23 protein-coding genes, 1 pseudogene and 1 riboswitch are annotated in these 23938 nt (G+C 33.4%); of the genes and pseudogenes, 13 read left to right on the top strand and 11 right to left on the bottom strand.

Translation table 11 applies throughout. The features are described from left to right. Window positions 1–24: 24 nt before the first annotated feature. From ACF91D_RS16470 to ACF91D_RS16455, 4 genes and pseudogenes are all read left to right on the top strand, one after another. Window positions 25–906 carry an SDR family oxidoreductase gene (locus ACF91D_RS16470; RefSeq protein ID WP_042739348.1) on the top strand — a complete coding sequence of 294 codons (882 nt, stop codon included), beginning with the start codon at window positions 25–27 and terminating at the stop codon, window positions 904–906. Between the two features lie 65 nt (window positions 907–971). Then, window positions 972–1583 (top strand): flavin reductase family protein, encoded by a 612-nt coding sequence (locus ACF91D_RS16465; protein ID WP_107527588.1) that lies wholly within the window; start codon window positions 972–974, stop codon window positions 1581–1583. A 141-nt stretch (window positions 1584–1724) separates the two neighbouring features. Beyond that, window positions 1725–1823, top strand: a riboswitch (SAM riboswitch). 103 nt (window positions 1824–1926) lie between these two features. After that, a pseudogene (locus ACF91D_RS16460) lies at window positions 1927–3231 on the top strand (Na+/H+ antiporter NhaC family protein). A gap of 244 nt (window positions 3232–3475) precedes the next feature. After that, entirely contained in the window at window positions 3476–3982 is a 507-nt protein-coding gene (locus ACF91D_RS16455; RefSeq protein ID WP_042739351.1) for an SRPBCC family protein, read from the top strand. Window positions 3983–4516: 534 nt separating this feature from the next. Here the strand turns inward: ACF91D_RS16455 and ACF91D_RS16450 are convergent. Further along, window positions 4517–5287, bottom strand: a complete 771-nt coding sequence (locus tag ACF91D_RS16450; protein WP_042739352.1) for a MurR/RpiR family transcriptional regulator — start codon at window positions 5285–5287, stop codon at window positions 4517–4519. A gap of 198 nt (window positions 5288–5485) precedes the next feature. On the opposite strand from ACF91D_RS16450, the gene ACF91D_RS16445 reads away from it, so the two are divergent. Continuing rightward, complete coding sequence (locus ACF91D_RS16445; protein ID WP_107527942.1) at window positions 5486–7066, top strand: alpha-glucoside-specific PTS transporter subunit IIBC; 1581 nt, start codon at window positions 5486–5488, stop codon at window positions 7064–7066. 263 nt (window positions 7067–7329) lie between these two features. On the opposite strand, the gene ACF91D_RS16440 is transcribed toward ACF91D_RS16445, so the two are convergent. Beyond that, a complete protein-coding gene (locus ACF91D_RS16440; RefSeq protein WP_107589299.1) occupies window positions 7330–7860 on the bottom strand; it encodes a hypothetical protein in 531 nt (176 codons plus the stop codon). 269 nt (window positions 7861–8129) lie between these two features. Here ACF91D_RS16440 and ACF91D_RS16435 point away from each other — a divergent pair, with 269 nt between their 5' ends. The 3 genes from ACF91D_RS16435 to ACF91D_RS16425 all read left to right on the top strand — a co-directional run bounded on the left by ACF91D_RS16435 (window position 8130) and on the right by ACF91D_RS16425 (window position 10122). After that, complete coding sequence (locus tag ACF91D_RS16435) at window positions 8130–9044, top strand: bile acid:sodium symporter family protein (RefSeq protein ID WP_107512350.1); 915 nt, start codon at window positions 8130–8132, stop codon at window positions 9042–9044. 236 nt (window positions 9045–9280) lie between these two features. After that, complete coding sequence (locus tag ACF91D_RS16430; RefSeq protein WP_107527833.1) at window positions 9281–9928, top strand: HAD family hydrolase; 648 nt, start codon at window positions 9281–9283, stop codon at window positions 9926–9928. Between the two features lie 2 nt (window positions 9929–9930). Beyond that, window positions 9931–10122 carry a hypothetical protein gene (locus ACF91D_RS16425; RefSeq protein ID WP_107527834.1) on the top strand — a complete coding sequence of 64 codons (192 nt, stop codon included), beginning with the start codon at window positions 9931–9933 and terminating at the stop codon, window positions 10120–10122. A 64-nt stretch (window positions 10123–10186) separates the two neighbouring features. On the opposite strand, the gene ACF91D_RS16420 is transcribed toward ACF91D_RS16425, so the two are convergent. From ACF91D_RS16420 to ACF91D_RS16410, 3 genes are all read right to left on the bottom strand, one after another. Beyond that, window positions 10187–10372: a hypothetical protein gene (locus tag ACF91D_RS16420; protein WP_042739358.1), complete on the bottom strand. Its 186-nt coding sequence runs from the start codon at window positions 10370–10372 to the stop codon at window positions 10187–10189. Beyond that, window positions 10369–10728, bottom strand: a complete 360-nt coding sequence (locus ACF91D_RS16415) for a hypothetical protein (RefSeq protein WP_107527835.1) — start codon at window positions 10726–10728, stop codon at window positions 10369–10371. The genes ACF91D_RS16420 and ACF91D_RS16415 overlap by 4 nt, the downstream gene beginning before the upstream one ends. A gap of 81 nt (window positions 10729–10809) precedes the next feature. Continuing rightward, window positions 10810–11628, bottom strand: a complete 819-nt coding sequence (locus ACF91D_RS16410) for a formate/nitrite transporter family protein (RefSeq protein ID WP_392437389.1) — start codon at window positions 11626–11628, stop codon at window positions 10810–10812. 314 nt (window positions 11629–11942) lie between these two features. Between ACF91D_RS16410 and ACF91D_RS16405 the strand changes: the two genes are divergently transcribed. Together ACF91D_RS16405 and ACF91D_RS16400 are read left to right on the top strand one after the other, a co-directional pair. Further along, a complete protein-coding gene (locus ACF91D_RS16405; protein WP_107527837.1) occupies window positions 11943–13331 on the top strand; it encodes an amino acid permease in 1389 nt (462 codons plus the stop codon). Between the two features lie 339 nt (window positions 13332–13670). After that, window positions 13671–15104 carry an alkaline phosphatase gene (locus ACF91D_RS16400; protein WP_107527664.1) on the top strand — a complete coding sequence of 478 codons (1434 nt, stop codon included), beginning with the start codon at window positions 13671–13673 and terminating at the stop codon, window positions 15102–15104. Window positions 15105–15205: 101 nt separating this feature from the next. Here ACF91D_RS16400 and ACF91D_RS16395 read toward each other — a convergent pair whose 3' ends face one another. The 5 genes from ACF91D_RS16395 to ACF91D_RS16375 form a co-directional block, all read right to left on the bottom strand. Continuing rightward, window positions 15206–16081, bottom strand: coding sequence for a MurR/RpiR family transcriptional regulator (locus ACF91D_RS16395; protein ID WP_042739363.1), 876 nt, complete (start codon window positions 16079–16081; stop codon window positions 15206–15208). After that, complete coding sequence (locus tag ACF91D_RS16390; RefSeq protein ID WP_107512355.1) at window positions 16081–17523, bottom strand: PTS transporter subunit EIIC; 1443 nt, start codon at window positions 17521–17523, stop codon at window positions 16081–16083. Before ACF91D_RS16390 ends, ACF91D_RS16395 begins: the two co-directional genes overlap by 1 nt. A 75-nt stretch (window positions 17524–17598) precedes the next feature. Further along, window positions 17599–18486, bottom strand: a complete 888-nt coding sequence (gene murQ, locus ACF91D_RS16385; protein ID WP_392437386.1) for an N-acetylmuramic acid 6-phosphate etherase — start codon at window positions 18484–18486, stop codon at window positions 17599–17601. 2 nt (window positions 18487–18488) lie between these two features. Beyond that, window positions 18489–19541 (bottom strand): MupG family TIM beta-alpha barrel fold protein, encoded by a 1053-nt coding sequence (locus ACF91D_RS16380; RefSeq protein ID WP_107527666.1) that lies wholly within the window; start codon window positions 19539–19541, stop codon window positions 18489–18491. A gap of 93 nt (window positions 19542–19634) precedes the next feature. Continuing rightward, entirely contained in the window at window positions 19635–19964 is a 330-nt protein-coding gene (locus tag ACF91D_RS16375) for a hypothetical protein (protein ID WP_042739145.1), read from the bottom strand. A gap of 166 nt (window positions 19965–20130) precedes the next feature. Here ACF91D_RS16375 and ACF91D_RS16370 point away from each other — a divergent pair, with 166 nt between their 5' ends. Further along, window positions 20131–20862: a CPBP family intramembrane glutamic endopeptidase gene (locus ACF91D_RS16370; RefSeq protein WP_107512358.1), complete on the top strand. Its 732-nt coding sequence runs from the start codon at window positions 20131–20133 to the stop codon at window positions 20860–20862. Window positions 20863–20886: 24 nt separating this feature from the next. On the opposite strand, the gene ACF91D_RS16365 is transcribed toward ACF91D_RS16370, so the two are convergent. Further along, a complete protein-coding gene (locus tag ACF91D_RS16365; RefSeq protein ID WP_107589306.1) occupies window positions 20887–21579 on the bottom strand; it encodes a helix-turn-helix transcriptional regulator in 693 nt (230 codons plus the stop codon). A gap of 441 nt (window positions 21580–22020) precedes the next feature. On the opposite strand from ACF91D_RS16365, the gene ACF91D_RS16360 reads away from it, so the two are divergent. Together ACF91D_RS16360 and ACF91D_RS16355 are read left to right on the top strand one after the other, a co-directional pair. Beyond that, entirely contained in the window at window positions 22021–22812 is a 792-nt protein-coding gene (locus ACF91D_RS16360) for an inositol monophosphatase family protein (protein ID WP_107528015.1), read from the top strand. Between the two features lie 146 nt (window positions 22813–22958). Continuing rightward, window positions 22959–23906, top strand: a complete 948-nt coding sequence (locus ACF91D_RS16355; RefSeq protein ID WP_371664162.1) for an LCP family glycopolymer transferase — start codon at window positions 22959–22961, stop codon at window positions 23904–23906. The last annotated feature ends 32 nt before the right edge of the window (window positions 23907–23938 follow it).

Genomic DNA, 23938 nt, shown 5'->3' with positions numbered 1-23938 from the left:
AAATGTATTAAGGAGTGTTTACTTATGTCTGCTCAAGATCCTAGAAAGAAATTTTCAAACAAAGATTTTCCAAAGCAAGAACAACCTGTTCCTGGACTACAACAACAATTAGATCCTCAACCAGATTGTGGAGAATCATCATATACAGGCCATCATAGATTAGAAGGTTATAAAATGTTAGTAACTGGTGGTGATTCTGCAATAGGTCGTGCTGCTGCAATTGCGTATGCAAAAGAAGGTGCCGATGTTGCAATTAATTACCTCCCTGATGAACAAGTCGATGCTGAAGAAGTGAAACAGGTAATTGAAGCTGCTGGCAGTAAAGCAGTGCTTATACCGGGTGATATTCGAAATGAACAATTTAACTATGACTTGGTTGCACAGGCACATCAAGAATTAGGTGGATTGGACAATGTGACGTTAGTCGCTGGTCATCAGCAATATCGAGAAAGTATCAAAGGCTTTGATACAGCTTCCTTTACAGAAACCTTTGAAACGAATGTTTATCCTATATTTTGGACAGTACAAAAGGCGATAGATTATTTAAAACCCGGAGCAACGATTACATTGACATCTTCTGTTCAAGGTTATAATCCAAGTCCAATATTGCATGATTATGCTGCAACCAAAGCGGCAATCATTTCATTGACCAAAAGTTTATCTGAAGAATTAGGTGAACAAGGTATACGTGTTAATTGTGTTGCACCTGGTCCATTCTGGTCACCGTTACAAATCTCAGGAGGACAACCTCAATCGAAGATACCGACCTTTGGTCAAAAGTCAGTACTTGGACGTGCAGGTCAACCTGTTGAGTTAGCAGGTGTATATGTCCATCTCGCAGCTGAAGAATCTAGCTATACAACTGGTCAAGTGTATGGTGTTACAGGCGGAACCCAAATAGATTAAACAACAAAAAGTTAGAAAATCTGGAAGTTGATTTTCTAACTTTTTATTTATGAGGAGTAGAACAAATGAAAAAATTCGAAGCAGCAAAGTTAACAAAGCAACAAAACTATAAGTTATTGAGTGGTAGTGTTATCCCAAGACCCATTGCATTTGTAACATCACAAGATGACAAGGGCATGCTCAATGCAGCCCCTTTTAGTTTCTTTAATGTGGTCAATAGTGCGCCACCGATGATTATGCTATCAACAACTCGAACGGCAGGCAAAAGGAAGGATACTTCCTTAAATATCGAAGCAACTGAAGCATTTGTTGTGCATATAACAGATGAAGCTACTGTAGAACAAATTAATCGTACAGCAGCTCCAATTGCAAGGTCATTGAATGAATTAGAACGAACAGACTTAACATGCGTTGATTCTGATATCGTATCTGTACCTGGGATTGAACAAGCTAAGATACGCTTAGAGTGTAAATTGGATAGAATTATTCCCTTAGGTGATAAACAAGAGGGATCTGATTTAATTATTGGAGAAGTTGTGATGTTTCATATTGATGATACAGTTTATATAGAACCGCATAAGATTGATTCTAAAGCATTAGGAGCTGTGAGTCGGTTAGCTGGAAATAATTATGCGAATCTTGGACAATCTTTTATCATTGAACGTCCAACAGAATAGTAATGCACATGTTACATCATCAATGTCTACTCTGTAGTTGTTTATTAAAGGAATAAGTTTGACAAAGTTCAGATTAAATATTAATATTTAGCAGTATTTGACGTTAACATTCAAGAGTTCTTGTAGTAAAAAAATAAAACATACTTATCAAGAGAAGTGGAGGGACTGGCCCTATGATACTTCGGCAACATGTAAAAGCGTGTGCCAAATCCAGTAGCAACTATTGCTAGAAGATAAGGAGCTTAAATTAACTCTTTTCTTCAAATGGATGAAAAGAGTTTTTAATTTTTATAAGATATTAAACCGTTAAATCATAATTGATATCAAAGGAAGTAGGTTGAATATGAAAGAGCAGTATAAAGGCAATGCTTGGGCATTGATTCCTTTAATCGTCTTTGTGGCGATGTTTCTAGGTGTTGGTATAGCGACGGGTGATTTCACGACAATGCCATTAAACGTTGCAATTATTGTGGCCTCTATCATTGGCTTGTTATAAAATAGAAAAGAATCGTTTCAACAGAAAGTTGAAATATTCACGAAAGGTGCAGGACACTCTAACATTGTGTTAATGATGTTGATTTTCCTATTGGCTGGTGCCTTTTCACAAACAACGGAAGATATGGGTGGTGTAAAATCCACTGTTAATCTAGGTTTATCAATTATTCCAGAAAATTTAATCATAGTAGGCTTATTTATTATTTGTATGTTTGTGTCTGTTTCTATGGGTACATCTGTAGGAACAGTTGCTGCAATCGCACCTGTAGGCTTCGGATTGAGTCAAGCAACAGATGTATCAACGGCGATTACAATGGCTACAGTTGTAGGTGGTGCGATGTTTGGTGATAATCTATCGATGATTTCTGATACGACAATTGCCGCAGTACGCACACAAAAGACAAAAATGAGTGACAAATTTAAAGTAAATATAAAAATAGTACTTCCTGGGGCAATACTGACTATTATTGCACTATGGTTTTTAACAAATGGTGCACATATCGATGCGACTAAAAATTATGATTATAATATAATTAAAGTTATACCATATTTATTGGTACTTATACTGGCATTAGTAGGAATTAATGTAATCATTGTCTTAATTGGTGGTACTTTACTATCTGCGATTATAGGATTGGTTGATCATTCATTTGGCTGGAAAGGGCTATTAAGTTCAATATCAAAAGGTATTGTCGGCATGGAAGATATTGCAATTATTGCATTGTTAATTGGTGGTTTAGTTGCGTTGATTCAACATAATGGAGGCATTACGTGGTTATTAAATTTTGTGCGTAATAGAGTTAAATCGAAACGTGGAGCAGAACTGGGTATTGCCGGATTGGTAAGTGCTGCAGATATTGCTACAGCGAATAATACGATTTCTATACTTATGGCCGGTCCTTTAGCTAAAGACATCGCTGATGAATACGATGTCGATCCTCGAAAGTCGGCAAGTATTTTAGATATGTTTGCTAGTTGTTTCCAAGGGCTTTTACCTTATAGTCCACAAGTTATAGCAGCTGCTGGCGTTGCATCCATATCACCATTTGATTTAGTTCCATACGCTATTTATCCGGCGTTATTAGGTGTCTGTGGTTTAGTAGCAATTTTCTTTAGATTACCGAGATTAGATAAGAAAAAGCGTAAAGCATAGCTAGATTGTTAGATTCACATGCTAATGTTTAATTGTATATTTTAAATTAATGTATAATAAACAATAACGTTATTTACTAACTTTAAATTCTGTAAATAGATGTAATGAAAATAGAAATACTAAGTAAGTGTAATAAATATTTAGATTTATATTTGTTTAACTTAATCGAAATAAAAGGATTATTGTTTAGAACTTACCTAGAATGAGTTAAAATATCCTTAAGAGTGAAAGTAGGTGAACAATCGTGGCAAGATATAATATTGAAAATGAAAATGTTGAGATACAACTTGAACGATTATTTAAAGTCGAGCCTGAATTATTATATCAAGCGTGGACAGATCAACGTTTTTTAAAGCAATGGTTTATGACATCTGAGCGAACGAATAAAACAATACAGGTTGATGCAAATCAGAATGGAACGTATAAAATTGTCGACGTTAGAAAAGGTAAGGAAAATATAGTCCAAGGAAGCTTTATCACATTAACACCTTACGAATATATTGTAATGACAATAGGCATGCCTGAACTGAGTGATTCTGAAGATACTATAGAAGTAGAAATATTTGAACGCGAACCAGGCATCACACAAATGGTATTTACGTATAATGCTGTAGTACCAAGAGAAAGAAGATTTACAACATTAGAATATAAACAAAAGAAAAAAGAGTATCATGATTCTACTGCCCATGGCTTTGAAATGTTATTTGATAAGTTACAAATCGCATTAGAAGATTTTGAAGCAGAAATGTAATTAATCTTAGTAGGTTAAAGTGCTTTATTAAAATATATTGGAGAGTCATTACTCATTTTCTAAATAAGATGTCTAGAGATTTAAAACTCTGACTAATAAATTAAGGTGATTTCTATTGCAATAATAATAGAAATCACCTTTTTTATAGAAAAGAAAAAAGAGTATCATGACATAAATACAAATAAGTAAATCGTTTTTTAGTGTATATGAGATTGTGTGCGAGACTCCTAAGGGAACAGGACAAGCTGAAGACTACAGGCTGAAGCCGTCCCCTAGGAAAGCGAGCAAAGTAATAAAAAAAGAATGACAAAATGAAAATAAGTAAAGAAAAAAGCGTATTATGACATAATACAAATAAGTAAATCGTTTTTTAGTGTATATGAGATTGTGTGCGAGACTCCTAAGGGAACAGGACAAGCTGAAGACTACAGGCTGAAGCTGTCCCCTAGGAAAGCGAGCAAAACAATCTTTTAAAAAAATACCAACCCGAAAGACGCATTCAATCTTGGGTTGGCATGCCATTTTTAGATTAGCTTAAATCTGAATCTGTAATTCACCATTTTCAATTCTCTCATTATATTTACGTAATAATGTCTCGAAAAAGATATGATAACTAATAAAACTTGAATAATCAGTGCCATCTTGAAGGAAAAAAGTATTACTAGACACGTAAATATTATAATTTGCCTTTTGAGCTAACGAGTTATCTTTTAAATTTGTAATAGAAATAAAGTAATGATGACGCAAACGTAGCAAATTCGTAATACCTTCTAACTGTTTAGATTCTCCAGATAATGAAATAATAAAGAACAAGTCTTTCGACGTTGTTTTATTTAAAATCATCTTGAATTCATGGGGATCATGCAAAACAATAATATTCTTATGCACAGTAAGTAAGATACGCTGCGCTTCTTGTGCGACATTCATTTGGGCTAATCCAGTACCGTAGAGATAGATAGTATCAGCTTGATTTATTTTATTAGTTACGAGTTTAAAATCAATGCGATCTAAATAATTAAAGGTATTTGTAATTTCTTGTTTGAAATTGTCAATAGAGTCTGTCGTTAATGCATGAGTTTGTTCACTTTCGAATTTTAAGTAAGACTTAAAGTCACTATACCCATCAAAGCCTAATTTTCTAGCAAAACGATGTATCGTCGCATTGGAAGCATGTGTTGCTTGCGCTAATTCTTGAATCTTCATCGATTTACATGCTTCGATATGAGTATTAATATATTGTGCGATATGTAAATCATTGTCATTCAACTTATTAAAGTTGCTATTTATACGTTCATCTAAAAAAATAGTATCACCCCATTTTTTGAAAATATTTTCGTGTTATGAAAATATAATCTGATTATATAAAATTATTCGATTTATCGTCAAACTATTGTTTATATGTAAGCGGTTACTATATGATGTAAGAAAGTTAAATATTGAAAGGTATGCAAGTCAAGATAAAAAGTAACAATAGATTTTATTTTGACGGTAGGAGGGATGTAAATGAATGCAATAAAACGATTTGGTAGTGCTATGATTGTGCCTGTATTGATGTTTGCATTTTTTGGTATAGTCTTAGGTTTTGCTACTTTATTTAAAAATCCGGCTATTATGGGAAGTATTGCTAAGGATGGAACAACATGGTTTAAAATTTGGTCCGTGATTGAAGCGGGTGGTTGGACTATTTTCAATCACATGGAAATTGTTTTCGTAGTAGGTTTGCCACTCTCTTTAGCTAAAAAAGCACCTGGGCATGCAGCACTTGCAGCATTAATGGGTTATTTGATGTTTAATACATTTATAAATGCAATTTTAACGCAATGGCCACATACATTTGGTGCCAACTTAGAAAAAGGTGTTGAAAACGTTACTGGTCTAAAAGCTATTGCAGGTATTGAAACATTAGATACAAATATTCTAGGTGGTATTATCATTTCAAGTATTATTACCTGGATACATAATAGATATTACAGTAAGAGGCTGCCAGAAATGCTAGGTGTATTCCAAGGATTGACTTTTGTTGTTACAATATCATTCTTTGTTATGTTACCTGTAGCATTAATCACTTGTATTGTATGGCCAACAGTTCAAAATGGTATTTCATCATTACAAGGATTTATTATTGGTTCAGGATATATAGGCGTATGGCTCTACCATTTCTTAGAAAGAGTATTAATTCCTACTGGGTTACACCATTTTATTTATGCACCTATTGAAGTAGGTCCAGTCGTAGTGAATCATGGATTGAAAGCAGAATGGTTTGAACATGTAAATGACTTTGCTAGAAGCACGAAACCATTAAAAGAACAATTCCCATATGGATTTATGCTTCAAGGGAATGGTAAGGTCTTTGGTGCAATTGGTATTGCGTTAGCAATGTATTCAACGACACCTAAAGAAAATAAGAAAAAGATTGCAGCATTGTTAATTCCAGCAACATTAACTGCTGTAGTTGTAGGTATTACTGAACCATTAGAATTTACATTCTTATTTATTGCACCATACTTATTTGTGCTACATGCTATTTTATCTGCAACTATGGATACTTTAATGTATGGATTTGGTTTAGTTGGTAACTTTGGTGGAGGTTTGATTGATTTCTTTGCAACAAACTGGATTCCACTTGCACAAAACCATTGGTTAACTTATGTTATTCAAATTATTATTGGGCTTGCGTTTACTGGTATTTACTTCGTCCTATTCAGATTTTTAATTCTGAAATTCGATATACCTTTACCAGGTCGTAAAAAAGAGTCTGATGACATTAAATTGTATAGCAAGAAAGATTATAAGAGTAAAAATGAAGATAAAGGCTCACAATCGGTTGCAGGAAACGAATATGAAGAAAAAGCGTTGTATTACTTAGAAGGTTTAGGCGGTAAAGAAAATATTAAAGACGTAACGAACTGTACAACACGTCTAAGATTAACAGTAGAAGATATAGATAAAGTCGAAGATAGTGATTACTTTACGCATAATCAAATGGCACATGGCTTAGTGAAAAGTGGGAAAAACGTACAAGTTGTTGTTGGAATGTCAGTACCTCAAGTACGTGAAGCATTCGAAAATATTGTGAATAATTAATTTGAGCAAATAGATAAATCATAGTATAGAGCTATATAACAGAAAGAGCGATGATAGTTAGCAAGAACTAATAACTATCATCGCTCATTGTATGTTGAAACAAAGCATAGAGAACACACGAGCGTAGCACTGACTAGGTCGCATATATCCAAAGTTATTTATAACGATATTCAACTTAGTTATAAATAATGTTCTAAAATTTAAAAATCCTCTCTATCAAATTTAGAGAGGTAAGCAATAATGATTTAATTTTAACAATCAATTTAAGATATACGTGCTTTATGGACAACACGCTGCTGTGCTACAGCACATAAAATATCTATATTATGAGTTGCGATCTTATTAATTAATCTTGAAAAGACTGCTGCAGAACAATTTACATTAACGTTATTTTTGTTAAAAGTGTATGAGATGTCTTCGGTATTATTTATCATATTAATAATGTCGATAATTTTATCTTTAATAAAAGCATCACGTAACCCATCAATTGTTAACACGAAGCGCTTAGAAGATAATAATAAACGATCAGAATCAATTAATTTATCTGAGTATGAAGATTCTAAAATTTGATATATCTCAAAATTATGGAAGCTTAAAAAGCTAATCACATAAGGCAATTGTTGTTTTGGTAAGTTAATCTTTAAAGCATATAGATGCTTTTCCTTAAAAATTGAAAACTTGAATGAATTACAAAACTTTATTTGTTTACAAACTTTGGCTAAATCTTTTCGTGTCTTACGTTTATTAAGTCCACCAATATTCAACACAAATGTTTCTGTTTTATCTAAAAACATAAAATACCTCCACATCTATATAAAAATGAACCTGAATATATTACATAATATTCAATTGTAGTTTAATTTTCACCAGTTTTAATTTCTATTAAATTGTACCACTCTTTTTTGTTATATTCACTAGGTCTTAAGAACGAAGTTCAATAAAAGTTGATTACAAGGGTGTTAAGCACTATTAACAAATATTAGAATATTTTGAAAATTATATTGTTCAGACTATGAAAGTATGATACATTTTTCTTTATTACTACATAGAGGAAGTGTTCAAAATGTTATCAAAGGTAAGTAGATTCGCGACAAACACATTCTTAGTATGGATGTTGATTGCAGCTATTATTGGGTTCATATTCCCAAATCAACTTGCTACAATAAGCGGCTTTGTCCCATATCTATTGGGTATTGTAATGTTAGGTATGGGTTTAACTATAGATCCGAAAGATTTTAAGATTGTCTTTCAACAACCAAGATCGGTTATTATTGGTGTGATTTTGCAGTTTACAATCATGCCAACGACTGCGTTTCTCATTGCTAAATTATTTAATTTACCTGCAGAAGTAGCAATTGGCGTTATATTAGTAGGTTGTTGTCCAGGTGGCACATCTAGTAACGTAATGAGTTATTTAGCGAATGCCAATGTCGCATTATCGGTAGCTATTACAAGTGTATCGACAATTCTTGCTCCGATTATGACACCAGCTTTAATTTATCTATTCGCACATCAATGGTTACAAGTATCATTTATGAGTATGTTTTGGTCGGTAATTCAAGTTATCTTAATTCCAATAATTATTGGTTTTGTGTTGCAAAAGCTATTCAAAAACTTTGCTGCCAAGACGTCAACTGCACTTCCAATTGTTTCGGTTGTAGCCATTTCATTGATTTTGGCATCGGTTGTTGGAGGTAGTAAGTCACAAATTTTACAAACAGGTCTGTTAATATTTGCAGTTGTTATTCTACATAACGTTGTAGGTTATACTTTGGGATATACTTTAGCTAAAGTATTTAAACTTGAACGTGCAGATAAAAAGGCCGTGTCGATTGAAGTAGGGATGCAAAATTCAGGTTTAGCAGTTTCCTTAGCTACGGTTCATTTTAGCCCATTAGCAGCTGTGCCTGGTGCAGTCTTTAGTTTAGTACACAATATTACTGGTCCAATATTGGCGAAATATTGGCATAAACGATAATAAAAATATGAGTGCTCGAGCCTATTACTCCAACTTAAATTGCTGGGTAATAGGCTTTTTTAGATAGGTATAACCATGTATGCATATATTATGATGTTGTTGTAATTTGTTGCGAAATGGTTTAAGCGCGTTTTTTAGATAAATATGCTAAGATAGCAGTAATTTCATTGAAAGAATCAGCAGCAGACTTGAGTGATTAAAATAACATAATGAAAGTTAAATAGGAGGTATGTGTGATGTATAGAGCAGTCGTATTTGATTTCGATGGTACAATCATTGACACTGAGCAACATCTATTTCAAATTATTAATAATCATTTAACAGGTAATGGTTTAGATCCTATTTCTGTGGACTATTATCGTCAATCGATTGGTGGTGCCGCTACAGATTTACATAACTATTTAGAAGCGCAACTTGGACTTGAAAAAAAGTCAGCCATATATCAAGAACATAACGAAACAAGTGTGAATTTGCCAATCAATAAAGAGGTAGAAGCGTTGATGAAATATTGTAAACAGCGTCATATACCAATGGCAATTGCTACAAGTAGTTATAGAAAGGATATTGAACCTACCTTTAAACGTTTAGGATTAGAGCAATATATGGATATTATTGTGGGACGTGAAGATGTCGACGAAGTAAAGCCTAATCCAGAATTGTATTTAACAGCGGTTCAACAATTAAATTATAATCCAGTTAATTGTTTAGCAATAGAGGATTCGGTTAATGGTGCGACAGCGGCAATTAATGCGGGTTTAGATGTTATAATTAATACTAACCGTATGACTGAACAACAGCCGTTTCACACTCTGAATTTTACTGCTAAAGATGTTACAGCGAATGAAATTATTGAACACTATTTTGAACAGCATGGGAGTAAATAATAATGAATGCATATTTACTATTATTTTTCTTAGGAGGGCCACTTGTATTAGCAATTGGCAACTTAATATTAGGTCCGATATTCAATCGTAAGATCCCATTTGCCATTCATTTACGTTCGTTTATCATAGTAACATTGCTTTATTTAATTGGGGCAACTGTCTTATATTTTTTATTATTACAAGATAAGCTTTAATAAAAAAGATGTTTATAGTTTAAGTCTAGCTAATGACTCATACTGTAAACATCTTTTTGTTATATTATTTAGTAAATTGGAATATTAAAGTAACTATCACTAACACGAGTAAGATAGCATCTATACCGACCATAATTGCAAAGCGTGGATTCTTTTCACCATTAGCTTTACTTTTTTTAACAGCTTTTAAATTTGGAATTAAACTGACGATTAATAATATTAATATGATGATTCCTAAGACAAGACTCACTTTTTATCACTGCTCGCTTTCTTTTTTTCAATATATTCCCAAAGATATCCTGCAAGAACACCAATGATGATACCTATAATAATACCAACTTTTATGGCTGAAAATAAGGCGCTCACTAAAATCGCAATTAATAAGGCAATCGGTATTGTAATGCCGAATTTATATTTTCGTTCTGGAGAATTAACAATTGAAAATAATACAAAATATAGTACACCAAATACGACTGCAGCCAAGAGCGATTTTAAAAATACTGACATAAATGCGTGATGTGAATCACTAAAATAATTTAACAGAAAAAATAAAATGCCGAAAATGACTGCGTAACTAAGCGTTCGTTTAATTGAGTTTGAAGCCATAATGTACTCCTTTTTATTTGAAAGATTACAAAAAGTATAGCATATAATATGGTTGAATAAGAACTCATGACAATTTAACGATTAATTGTCGAATTGATGATGATCATTTAGATAAGCATAGAACAATCCAATGATTAAACCACCTCCAATGTAGTTGCCTATCGCAGCGCATACTACATTAACTATAACTGGAATCGTTTCTATTATTGAACTCTGATAGATAAAACCTGCAGCAAATAGTACGGAATTATATACGACATGCTCGTATCCCATAAAGGCAAATATCGAAACACCAAACATCATTACAAACATTTTTGCTAAGACGTCATCTATTTGCATTGCAATAACTAAAGAGATATTGATAAAGAAATTGGCAAAGATCCCCTTGATCAATATTGCAAACCAACTTGCTGTTAGTGTCTTGTGTTCAATTATTGCATAGAGATGTATCATCATATCAGGTGTCATGACATCAGAAGCACGCATCAGTAAGAAGAGGATGAGGCCTCCAACCGTGTTACCAATAAAACATAAGGTGAATATTTTAAATACACGGGTGGGGGCAATGACTCTGTAATATAAACCAACTGTGAAATACATAAAGTTACTCGTTAATAACTCAGAATTTGTAAAAAGAATAAGTACGAGCGCAAAACTAAATGCAGTTGACGCGATTAGATTAGAAATACTAGGTGACATTTCAGTTCCAAAGTTGGCTTTCAGTGATAATACAAAAACAATAATTGTACCTAAGATAAAACCTGCCATAATCGCACGTAACAAATAGCGTTTGAAATAAAAACTTTGAAGTATATCTTTGGTTTTAATTGTTTCTACGACATGGTTCACCCAAACTTTCCCATAAAAAACTTTATCCCATTGCACATTTTTTTCGTTCAAGGTTGTGTCCTCACTTTCATTTGATTTAAAGCTAGTATACTATGTCTCTACATATTTGTGAAACTTTTCACAAATAATACAATTTTACTTTATAAGCCTTGAAAGAGGGGTTTGTAGAGAATAGAAGAAAAGATGGAGAGGGAGAAAAATTTTGCTTTACAATTTATAGTAAAATCGCGTACAATTAAAAAACGGAAATGTAAGGGCTTACATTGTTTTAGTTTGGTATTTTAATTTTGCCAATTTATAGTATAATAGCGACATGATAAGTGATTAATTATACTTATATTTGAGAGAGATGGGGTTTGAATGAGATGAATGATAATAATGAACTTCAGAGGGGATTAGGTGCGCGTCAAATGCGGATGATCGCATTGGGTGGTACCATAGGTGTAGGTCTATTTATGGGAGCTACAAGTACAATCAAATGGACTGGACCTTCTGTAATATTTGCTTATTTAATAGCAGGTATCTTTTTATTTTTAGTTATGCGAGCAATGGGTGAGATGGTTTATTTACATCCTACATCAGGTTCGTTTGCCAACTTTGCAAGTGATTACATAAACCCAGTGGCAGGTTATTTGACTGCTTGGAGTAATATATTTCAATGGGTAGTCGTCGGTATGAGTGAAGTTATCGCCGTCGGAGAATATATGAATTATTGGTTCCCAGATTTACCACAATGGATTCCAGGTGTTATCGTGGTTGCCTTGTTAATGGGAGCAAACTTAGTTTCTGTTAAAGCGTTTGGTGAGTTTGAATTTTGGTTCGCGATGATTAAGGTAGTTACAATTATCTTAATGATTGTTGCAGGATTTGGCTTAATCTTCTTCGGACTTGGTAACGGTGGAGAAGCAATTGGTTTATCTAATTTATGGTCACATGGTGGCTTTATGCCAAATGGTTGGGTTGGATTCTTCTTTGCTTTATCAATCGTAATTGGTTCATATCAAGGTGTTGAATTGATTGGTATTACAGCAGGTGAAACAAAGGATCCACAGAAGAATATTAAGAGCGCAGTAAACGGAGTAATCTGGCGTATATTAATTTTCTATATTGGAGCAATTTTCGTAATTGTTACAGTTTATCCATGGAATGAATTAGGCAACATTGGAAGCCCATTCGTTGCGACTTTTGCTAAAGTAGGTATTACTTTCGCTGCTGGATTAATTAACTTTGTAGTATTAACTGCAGCAATGTCTGGTTGTAACTCAGGTATCTTTAGTGCGAGCCGTATGACTTTAAACTTAGCTCAAAAGGGCATGTTACCTAAATTCTTTACTAAAGTAATGAAAAATGGTGTTCCTTTCTGGACAGTAACAGCGATTGCAATCGGTATCTTAATTGGAGCGCTATTAAATGTTATCTTGCCACTATTCATTAAAGGTGCAGATAGTATTTTTGTTTATGTTTATAGTGCGTCTATCTTACCAGGTATGGTACCGTGGTTTATGATTTTGATTAGCCACTTAAGATTCAGAAAGCATCACCCTGAAGAATTGAAAGGGCATCCTTTTAAAATGCCAGGTGGAGCAATCACTAACTATGTAACAATGGCATTCTTTATCATGGTATTAATCGGTATGTTATTTAATAAAGAAACAGTCGTATCTGTATTAATCGGTATTATTTTCTTATTATTAATGACTGCATTCTATTTCATTAAAGGCTATCATAAGTTAAGTAAGAACGAGCAATTATAAAATTATCTGACTTATTAAAAAAGTGTATCTTCTTATATGGAGATCGTTATAAGTTAGGTATATTAAACAAGTGAATATATTAATGTATCAAACCTTATCAAGGCGCGTATCGTCTTGGTAAGGTTTTTTTAATGCATCATTATTAATAGACAGCTTTATATTAGAATTATGAATATGGTACATAATCCTTTTTAGATAAAAAGCGAGAGTTATTAATGAAAAAGAATATATAATGCAACTTATTTACATAAATTTTACATCTTAAAAACAATAACTCAACACTCTTTGCTTACACTTACAGTATAAGCTTGATAATACATATTAAAGGAGTTATTAATTATGAAATTCTATAATAAGTTAGCAACAGTATCGGTGACTAGTGCAATTGTTATGGGTTCTGTCTTGGGAAATGCACAATCAACTTTCGCATCAAGTGGTGGAAATAGTTCAGATCAACCTGCCGATGTATCATATATGGGTAATACAAAGAACCCTAAGAATGTTATTTTCTTAGTAGGTGATGGAATGGGACCATCGTATAATAGTGCTTATAGATACTTTGCAGATAATCCTGAAACTAAAGAAATGGACAAGACAGCATTTGATAACTACTTAATAGGTACACAACGTACAAATCCAGATGATCCAAAGGAAAATGTTACAGACTCAGCAGCAGGTGCAACGGCATTTAGTTCTGGCCATAAAACATTTAATGGAGCAATTGGTGTTGATGCAAATAAACAAAAAGTTAAAACTGTATTAGAACAAGCAAAAGAAAACGGTAAGTCAACAGGTCTAGTTTCAACTGCAGAAATCACTGATGCAACACCTGCAGCATATGCAGCTCACGTTGATGACAGAGATAAAAAAGATGAAATTGCACAGCAATTTTACAATGACAAAATTAATGGTAAACATAAAGTTGATGTATTACTAGGCGGTGGTGCAGAATACTTTGGCGATAAAAATGGTAATTTAACAGATAAATTCAAAAAGGATGGTTATGATGTTGTAGATAATAAAACAGATCTACAAAATTCAACGAGTAAACAAGTATTAGGTTTGTTTGCTGACAATGACATGCCATTACAAATTGATGCGCCAGAAAAAAATCCTAAACTAGTTGAAATGGAAGACAGTGCAATTAAGCGATTAGAATCAAATGACAAAGGTTTCTTCTTGATGGTAGAAGGGGCGTCAATCGATAAATCAGGACATCCAAATGATGTTACTGGTGTAATGTCAGAGATGAGTGGTTTTGAGAAATCATTTGATTATGCGATGAATTATGCAAAATCACATCCTGATACATTAGTTGTTGCAACAGCAGATCACTCAACTGGTGGTATGACAATCGCTAAAGGTAAAGACTATGTTTGGAATCCAAAAGCGATCCATCAAATGAAGCATTCTGGCTCATATATGACTAAAGAAATAGCAGAAGGTAAAGATCCAGAGAAGGTAATTAATGACGGCTATGGCTTTGAAGTTTCTAACTCTCAAATCAGTAAGATTAAAGATGAAGCTGAAGCATTGAAGAAATATGATGAGGAAGATAAAGAATATGAAGCGCAATTCCAAAAATTACAAGATGCAATTCAAAAACCAATAAATGATAAATCACATACAGGTTGGACAACAAATGGACATACTGGTGAAGATGTGAATACGTATGGCTTTGGTCCAGGTAGTGATCGATTTAAAGGTAATATTGATAATACAGACAATGCTAACAACATATTTGATTTCTTTAAACATGACGTAAAGCAATAAATATAAAATAACATTGTTATAACTTAATTAACTAAAAAGCACCTAATTTCAGGATTTCCTGTCATTAGGTGCTTTTTAAAGTAGCTGAAGATTTGAAAACGTTAATGTTTAAATTTTATTAAAGATAAATGCTTTCGATAATTATTGAGCGCCATTTTAGATTGTGTGATGGAATCAAGAGATGACTCATAATTCAATGCAATGTAACGATAATATAACACATCAACTGAAAATAATTGTGCAAACAGTGAAGTGGTTGCTGCCATACGTAATTCATTCTCATCGGTTTGTCCGTAAATTAACTTGTAGTTTGAAACTTGTGCTATGGGATTATCCGCTGTGCTAGAAATTGTGATTATAGGAATATTATAATCACTTGCGACACTAGCCATTGAACGTAATTCACTATGACTACCTTGATTCGTAATGAAAATAATACAATCTTGATTATCGTGTGTCGCAAGTGTTGTTATAAACAAATGTGTCTCTTGCACTAATCGGACATTAAGCCCGATACGTGATAATTTTTGATACAAATCAGTAGCTATAACAAATGATGCACCATAACCGAAGATAAATATATTGCGTGCTTGCTTTATCACATGGCAAATTTCATCTATACTTTTAGCATCAATATGCGTTGCAACGAAATTCATAGTATCTGTCGCACGTGATAACATCTTTGACTTAAGTGTATCAACCGATTCATTTGCAACAAGTTCAAGGTGCGTATTATTTGTCGTATCTTCTGGTAAATAACGTGATAGTGCAATTTTTAATTCTTGGAACCCTTTGCCTGTAACTTTCCTACTAAATCGTACAATTGATGCTGTACTCGTATCGATTGCTAATGCTAAGTCTTGTACAGACATATCAATAATTTTGTGTGGAGCATTTAAGATAAAATCAGCTATTTTCTTTTCACTTTTTGTAAAATCAGGATACTGCTTATCAATTTTGTAAAGTAAATTCGTCATTATAAATCACCTAAACTATCAGTTTCTCTCATAGCTTTAGTCGTGCCGAATAAGTAAGTAAAAATAAACCCACCGGCATAAGCTGAGAGCAGTCCTCCTATATATCCTAGATACATATGATCTGAAATTAATGGTAATAGTGATATACCACTTGGTCCAATTGCAGTCGCACCAATGTGTCCAATGCCTCCGATTACTGCGCCACCAATACCACCACCAATACAAGCCGTGAAGAATGGTTTGCCGAGAGGCAAGGTTACACCATAAATTAATGGTTCACCAATACCTAAGAAGCCAACAGGTAAGGCACCTTTCAAAGTATTGCGGAGTGTCGTGTTCTTGCGACATCTAACCCATAAAGCTAATGCTGCGCCAACTTGACCAGCACCCGCCATTGCAGCAATTGGTAACAGGTAAGTTGCACCCGTTTGATTTATCATCTCAATATGAATAGGGGTAAATATATGGTGTAATCCTAACATTACCAAAGGTAAGAAGAAAGCACCAATAATAAAGCCACTAAATACACCACCAATATCGATAATGCCATTGATGATATGAACGAGACCATCTGATATAAATCCTGCTAAAGGCATAAAGATAAAAATTGTAAGTAAACCTATTATAAATAAAGTGATTGTTGGAGTGACAATGATATCAATTGCATTAGGGACAATTTTATGAAGTCTTTTTTCAACGATACTTAAAAGCCAAACAGCAAATATAACGCCAATGATACCACCTTGACCAGCTTGAAGCGGTTCGCCAGTAAAGATGTTAGTAATCATATTTTTATCGGTAAGACCAGTTAGTAGTGTGGTACCACCAATAACACCGCCAAGCCCTGGTGTTGCACCAAATTCTTTAGCTGCATTAATACCAGTAAAGATTGCTAAGTAAGCCAACATACCGTCCTTTATGACGTTAAATACAGTCACCAGTTGTGTTACCCAGGCTCCCGATATTTGTCCACCTGCAAGCAAGTTACTTAGTACAGCGGCAATACCGCCAATTAAACCAGCACCTATAAATGCTGGAATCAGAGGTATAAATATATTAGCAATAGTCTTTAGTAACTTATTAAATTTACCGTGCTTTTGTTTAGATTTATAATTTGATTTATTCTGTGCGGCTTTTGCTTCTGCATCTTGCTTAAAATTCGTTGTTCCATGTGGAATTGTTTCACCTAATTTGACGCCACTACTTTGCGCCATGTAACCTGCGACTTTATTAACGGTACCGGGTCCCACAACAACTTGAACACGGTCGTCTTTAACGACACCCATAACACCATCAATTGATTTAAGTTTTGCATAGTCTACCTTTTGTTCGTCAATGACTTGAATACGAACGCGAGTCATACAATTAATAATGTTATCAATATTGTCCATAGTTCCAACTGCATCAGTAATTTGTTGTGCTAATTTTTGTTCTTTGTTCATATATAGGCCTCCTGACATAAGGATAATAGCAGTTTAGTTGTACTTTGAAATTGGAATGCTTGAATGTTAGAAATACTATTGTTGTATTGTACGTTTAAGTAGAGCATGATTGTCGTCTAGTTTTTGCTCGGCGTCTTGTTTAGTTACATTACAGAGTTGCATGACGACTGCAGTTTTTACATTCTGACCGGATTCTTCGAAACGAATTTTAGCCTGGTCATATGAAATATCACAAATTTCTTGAATGATGCGAATTGAACGATCGATTAATTTCTTATTCGTAGCTTTGACATCAATCATTAAATTATCATAGACTTTTCCAACACCTACCATTGTGATGGTAGATATCATATTCAGGATTAATTTTTGTGCAGTCCCAGCCTTTAATCTTGTAGAGCCAGTAAGTATTTCTGGCCCTACATCTACTTCTATTGCTTGTTTAGCTAAGCTACTAATCGGTGTGTCAGTATTACAAGAAATTGCTACCGTATGTGCACCAACTTCATTTGCACATTTGATACCGCCTTGGACATATGGGGTCGAACCACTTGCAGCAATCCCAATGACGACATCTTTGTTTGAAAGATGGATATGAGTCAAATCTTCTCTCGCAAGTGCAGGATCATCTTCAGCACCTTCAACAGCTACGGTTAATGCGCGTTGACCACCGGCGATAAGTCCGATCACATCATTTTTTGTCGTATTAAACGTGGGTACACACTCTGCTGCATCTAACCCACCTAATCTACCACTAGTTCCAGCCCCTAAATAAATAATTCTGCCATCGTTGTTAAATCTATTTATAGTGATTTCAATGACTTCAGCAAGTTGGGGTATTACTTTGCTTATTTCTTGTGGGACCTTTTTATCTTCTTCATTCATGGTTTGTAGTGCTTCGACGATAGACATTTCATCTAAATGCATTGATGCCGTATTTCGAGATTCGGTCGATTTTTGTTTCATTATTACATCTCCTTTGCTTGATTTTTAAATGAAAATGAATCTCCTGCTCGCATACAGTAGATTAATGGTAAATCTGCTGTGATAACTCTAGCGATCACATTGATATGTGGATGCTCTGGAAGCGGCTCTTTGATGATTTGTAATTCGCCTTCATAACGCCCGTTTAATGTATTATCTAGTGTGATATGCCCTGGAAGTCGTTCAACTGTATGCATTGGTTGAATTGTGTCATTAAGATAATGTCGTGCCTCATGTGAGCGTATGACATGTTCGGGATTGTCAATACGAACTGTGTGTGATGCTTGAAGTATTGTAGGGGTATGATTGTCATAATATTTTAAATGTAATATGAAATTTCTGTGCTGAATTGCTTGATAGAGTTGTTGTGCCATAGTTTCCTCGAGATAAGGGTCACCAATTAAATAATCTGTGGTCTTTGCTTGAATTAGTGTTGTTACACTTTCTATAGGATGATGATTACGTGAAGTTTCTATAGTTGATAAACCTTTAAATATCGGACCGCGCTTTTGACTACCGGATATGAAACCAAAGATCTGTGCTTCAGGATTAAAACGTAAAATTAGCATATTTTGTTGTGTGACAAATGATTCGGAAAGTCCCGTATCCGGTCTAGGATAATAATTGTGGCAATATATGATATTTGAAAAATCACTCACTGTCTGTTTAAGATGAGTTAATAATGATGTAGTAATAGTGCTCGCGTTCAAACAACATTTAAAGCCTGCATTAATAATAGAATTTACTGTAGCAACAGAGGTACTATGATCAATCCTTACAATAAAATGTGCATTTGTATAGCGTTGTAAAATTTGGAACAATGTTTGAGTTAGTAATGCTGGATTAATATCGATAATGAAGCGTATTTCATAATGGTCTAGATAATCTAACAGCTCTTTTAGTTTTTGATACTTTAACTGTTCATCTTCTTCAGGTATTTGCACCGAAGTAAAGATACTATCATATCCAAAGTCGACCATCGATTTAATATAAGATTTATTGAATGGCTCACCTAAATAAACTGAAAAACCTGGCATATCTATACCTCCAATCTGTAATCGTTTTCATTGTACAATATGTGTAATCAAATTACAATTTAAGATTAAAAATTAATGTATTATGAAATTTTGTTACAAGTATAATTTGATAAAGTGTAGTATCTTGAGTAATCTTTGCTGAATGTTTGAAATATGTTTGATGGTATTACCTACAGTGAATTCTTCAATAGGCTGAAATTTGAAATCTTCTAGAAAATGATAGTAATTATAGTGGATAAGCGAAGTATGACGGAAGGGGGAGTTTTTCAATTTGATATATTCTTGCTCAATAAATTGTTGTAATTCCTGTTGAAATTGGTCCTTTTTCTTATGTTCGGTGACAATGCCAAATTTATAAACCTCTATTAAATTAAGTAATTGTTGTACGCTTTCTGAGATAGTTAAGAGTTCTTCTAATTGCATGATTATCGCCTCCATAATGATTAATAATAGGGTTAATATTTTTGCTCCGTTGATTTAGATGATATACTGTGCTTAATTTAAATATAGTTGGGTAACGTTCATGCTAGGCATCGTTAATATATATAAATAAAGTCGGTAGATATTTAGCAAGAAAGGTATGAACAAAATGAAAAAAGTTATGTTACGGTTTCGCGAAGTAACCTGGAAAGATTTTATAGTAGTTGTAAGTTTGTTTTTAATATTAGAATGCTTATCTATAGTTGTCATGCGTTTTGGACATCAATTTGTAGAGGGGTTAAATTCGAGTAGTGAGGTATTACTCGGTTCATTAATACAATTATTAGCATATATGACAACTATTTTTATTTTTTACTTTTTACATATGAATGATTTTTATACAAAATTTAATACAGGTGTAGAAGTCATTAAACAAAACAAAGCTTGGTTAGTCGGAATATTTATAATCATGTTTGTCGCATCATATTTATATAACTTTGTAGTGCAATACCTTCCAGGCGGATGGGGGTTTAGCGAAACACAAAATGAAATGCAACTTCAAATATTATTTAAAAATCCACAATTTTTACCATTTTCTTTTTTATTAATTGTTATTGCAGCACCATTAGTAGAGGAAATTATATTTAGACATTTAATGATAGGTGAATTGGGGAAAGTGTTTAATTTTAAGGTAATGGGAGTCATTTCTGCTATATTATTTTCGTTTATGCATGTAAGTAGTGCAGCCTCACCATTTGAGTTTGGTAGTTATTTTATCTTAGCTGTTGCTTTAGTATATGCATATGTTAAGACGAAGAATAAATTAATCGTTAGTTTCAGCTTACATATGTTGAATAACCTGGTGTCCTTTATTATTACTGTTTTGATGATGTACCAATAAAGGTCAATAAAAAGTCCAACTGAATTAATTTTCAGTTGGATTAGAAAACTGTTGGAAATTATTAATTGTTATATCTTGTGTCTTTATTGTTTTTTCGAATGAGTAAGAAATATCTTGTATATCCTCAATCGGGATTGTATTAGTTTTACCTAATCCAATTTCAAAGACGACTGCTTTCCATAAACCTTCTTCACATAGTAATCCAATGAAAATTACATTCTCAGTGCGATTCATATCATCAAGCCCATGCTCCATAGCCATTACATTACGTTCTGTACAGTAAATTAATACATCCGAAAATAAAGCTGGCAATGTTGTGTGTGGTGGCGTGTCAAATTTAATATAACGGTCTAATTTTTTTAACGTCCGTCTCATTTTTGTATAGGGTAAATTTAAACATTTTTTGATTATTGCTTGAATTTCTTCTTTGTAAGGAAGTGTTGAATAAGATTGACTTTCATTTAATACAAGAAATAATGCAGAAAGTTGATTTTCAGTTAATTCAATGTCATAGCTATTCGGTGTTTCTTGTAATTGATAACCACCTAATTTACCGTGTTTCGCTAAAATTTTAACGCCTTGATCCTCTAAATCTTGAATATCCCTTAAAATGGTACGTTTTGAAACATTTAACTCAGACGCTAATTCTGAAGCAGTAACTTGCCTATTTTCTTGAATTGCTTGAACCAATTTGTTTTGTCGTTCGCGTTTATTCATGAAGAAAGTCACCTCCCAATATGATTACATATTACAATTATTATATCATAAAAGTGACAATGACGACATTTAGAAAAAATAAATAAAAAAATTCGAGAAAACGCTTACATTTTTTCGAGTCTTATGTTAGTATTGTATATAGTAACAAGGGGGTAACGAATAGTTGACAAAGGGGTAGGCTATTACATAATAGTTTTGTTAACAATTATTCGTACGAGTTACTAAACAAACATCTTCAATATTTATTACTTACTTTCCTTTCTATTTAGCCGACTAGCAAAGCTAGTCGGTTTTATTTATGTTTATTGCAATATATGAAAAAAATGTTAGATGATTAACTTTGGGCATATATTTTCAGTTACGAATTATGATAAAATGAGACGAAATTATACATAGCTAAATCTATACATAAAGATTATAAATATAAAAAGAGGTGTAGACATGGAAAAAGAACAATTAATTTTTATAGACGATTCTGTCAGAGCGTGGCTCGCTTCGTTAGATGATATTATACCAGCATTAATCGATGAGATGGTCACTACAACCAAGAAGAATAGGTTTGATTTAGTAACTAATGTTGATAAAACGATTCAACAAAGATTCCAGCAGTTTTTAACTGAAACATTCCCTGAACATCAACTATTTGCAGAGGAAAAAACCAATGAAGAAGTTCACCCTCATGAGGGGCATGTATGGATTATGGATCCAATTGATGGAACCGCAAATTTAGTGAAACAACAAGAAGACTATTGCATTATATTAGGTTATTTTGTAGATGGTGTACCAATGTTGTCTTATATTTATGATTATCCACACGGGAAATTATATAAAGCAGTAAAAGGGTATGGTGCATATGTTAATGGTGCACCACTTGAAAAACCGGAATCCATTGAATTAAAGGATGCCGTTGTTTCATTTAATGCACTAGTTATAAATGCAAATAAAATGCAAGAATTATTTGAGGCTTCCTTTAGTCATCGTTTTATTGGCTCATGTGGTTTAGATTCTGTTCGTGTGATTAACGGTCAATTTGGCTTGCATATCAATACGAATCCAAAGCCTTGGGATATCGCGGCACAATTTTTATTTGCAAGTGAGCTAGGGTTGAAAATGACGACATTAGACAATAAACCTTTGGATTATGCGACGGCTGGTCCATTCATTATCAGTAATCCAGGCTGTCATGAAGAGATGTTAGAGGTTTTAAATTCAGGAGCGGGTTATAAAAAGTAAATTGTAACTCTAAAATATCATACTTTATCAAATTTTTAGGTCTTAAGCACTATGCTAAATTGTATAAATTCATTTATAATGTAGTTATTAATTTAAGTTGAAAACTGAATATAGAATGGGGAATGATAAGAGTGAATCGCTCTAGAATGAACGGAAAAAAGAAAATGGGACTAGGTAAAAAGCTTTTTTTATGGTTTTTCGGTATATTAGCCATACTTGCTTTAATAGCAGTTATTTATTTAGGATATAAAATCTTTTCAGTCGGTGGATCAATACATAATCCATTAGATAGAGATAAATCGTCACTAAGAGATAAAAATGTCAGTTTAGATGATGGTGATGCTTTTACAATTGCATTGTTCGGTGTAGACTCTGATGCGAAAAGAGCTTCTGAAGGCGATGGTCAACGTAGTGATACAATTATGGTGCTATCGATTAATCCTAAAAAGAAAACAACTGAAATTGTAAGTATTCCAAGGGATACACAAGCTAAGATTGTAGGTAAAGGTACAACTGAGAAAATTAATCATGCCTATGCTTATGGTGGTCCTGATATGGCAGTGAAATCTGTTGAAAAATTATTAAACGTACCAATTGATCATTACGCTACGATAGATATGGATGGTATGAAAGATATGATTGATACGGTTGGTGGTATCGACGTAACAAGTAATGCGACATTCTCATATAAAAATCACCAATTTAATAATGGCGAAAAAACACACTTAGATGGTGATGCTGCAATGGCATTTATCAGAAGTAGAAAAGAAAGCGGTGCTGGTGGAGACTTTGGTCGTCAAGAACGACAACAAATTGTAATTCAAGGTTTAGCTAGTAAGTTATCAAGTGTAAATTCAATCACTCACTTTAATTCAATTATGAACCATATTAAAGAGAATGTGAAAACAGATTTATCAATTGGTGAATTAAATAAAATTAGAAGCAACTATAAAGATGCAGATAAGACAGTTAATAAGCACCAGTTAGATGGTGAAGGCGGCATACAAGATGATGGCTTATATTATTTTGTACCTAGTCAAAGCTCATTAAGTGAAATTGAATCTAGTATTAAAGATAATTTAGGTATTTACTAGAATAGCAACTGTGATAGCTGAACAACAAGGTG

The organism is Staphylococcus sp. 231237_7MaSpsaltlick, assembly GCF_043107035.1.
This window is presented reverse-complemented; position numbering and strand designations above follow the sequence as displayed.

Coding starts and splice junctions, on each gene's coding strand:
- ACF91D_RS16470 (WP_042739348.1), top strand. CDS start 25: ATGTCTGCTCAAGATCCTAGAAAGAAATTTTCAAACAAAGATTTTCCA.
- ACF91D_RS16465 (WP_107527588.1), top strand. CDS start 972: ATGAAAAAATTCGAAGCAGCAAAGTTAACAAAGCAACAAAACTATAAG.
- ACF91D_RS16445 (WP_107527942.1), top strand. CDS start 5,486: ATGAATGCAATAAAACGATTTGGTAGTGCTATGATTGTGCCTGTATTG.
- ACF91D_RS16440 (WP_107589299.1), bottom strand. CDS start 7,860: ATGTTTTTAGATAAAACAGAAACATTTGTGTTGAATATTGGTGGACTT.
- ACF91D_RS16435 (WP_107512350.1), top strand. CDS start 8,130: ATGTTATCAAAGGTAAGTAGATTCGCGACAAACACATTCTTAGTATGG.
- ACF91D_RS16430 (WP_107527833.1), top strand. CDS start 9,281: ATGTATAGAGCAGTCGTATTTGATTTCGATGGTACAATCATTGACACT.
- ACF91D_RS16425 (WP_107527834.1), top strand. CDS start 9,931: ATGAATGCATATTTACTATTATTTTTCTTAGGAGGGCCACTTGTATTA.
- ACF91D_RS16415 (WP_107527835.1), bottom strand. CDS start 10,728: ATGGCTTCAAACTCAATTAAACGAACGCTTAGTTACGCAGTCATTTTC.
- ACF91D_RS16405 (WP_107527837.1), top strand. CDS start 11,943: ATGAATGATAATAATGAACTTCAGAGGGGATTAGGTGCGCGTCAAATG.
- ACF91D_RS16400 (WP_107527664.1), top strand. CDS start 13,671: ATGAAATTCTATAATAAGTTAGCAACAGTATCGGTGACTAGTGCAATT.
- ACF91D_RS16395 (WP_042739363.1), bottom strand. CDS start 16,081: ATGACGAATTTACTTTACAAAATTGATAAGCAGTATCCTGATTTTACA.
- ACF91D_RS16390 (WP_107512355.1), bottom strand. CDS start 17,523: ATGAACAAAGAACAAAAATTAGCACAACAAATTACTGATGCAGTTGGA.
- murQ (WP_392437386.1), bottom strand. CDS start 18,486: ATGAAACAAAAATCGACCGAATCTCGAAATACGGCATCAATGCATTTA.
- ACF91D_RS16380 (WP_107527666.1), bottom strand. CDS start 19,541: ATGCCAGGTTTTTCAGTTTATTTAGGTGAGCCATTCAATAAATCTTAT.
- ACF91D_RS16375 (WP_042739145.1), bottom strand. CDS start 19,964: ATGCAATTAGAAGAACTCTTAACTATCTCAGAAAGCGTACAACAATTA.
- ACF91D_RS16370 (WP_107512358.1), top strand. CDS start 20,131: ATGAAAAAAGTTATGTTACGGTTTCGCGAAGTAACCTGGAAAGATTTT.
- ACF91D_RS16365 (WP_107589306.1), bottom strand. CDS start 21,579: ATGAATAAACGCGAACGACAAAACAAATTGGTTCAAGCAATTCAAGAA.
- ACF91D_RS16360 (WP_107528015.1), top strand. CDS start 22,021: ATGGAAAAAGAACAATTAATTTTTATAGACGATTCTGTCAGAGCGTGG.
- ACF91D_RS16355 (WP_371664162.1), top strand. CDS start 22,959: ATGAACGGAAAAAAGAAAATGGGACTAGGTAAAAAGCTTTTTTTATGG.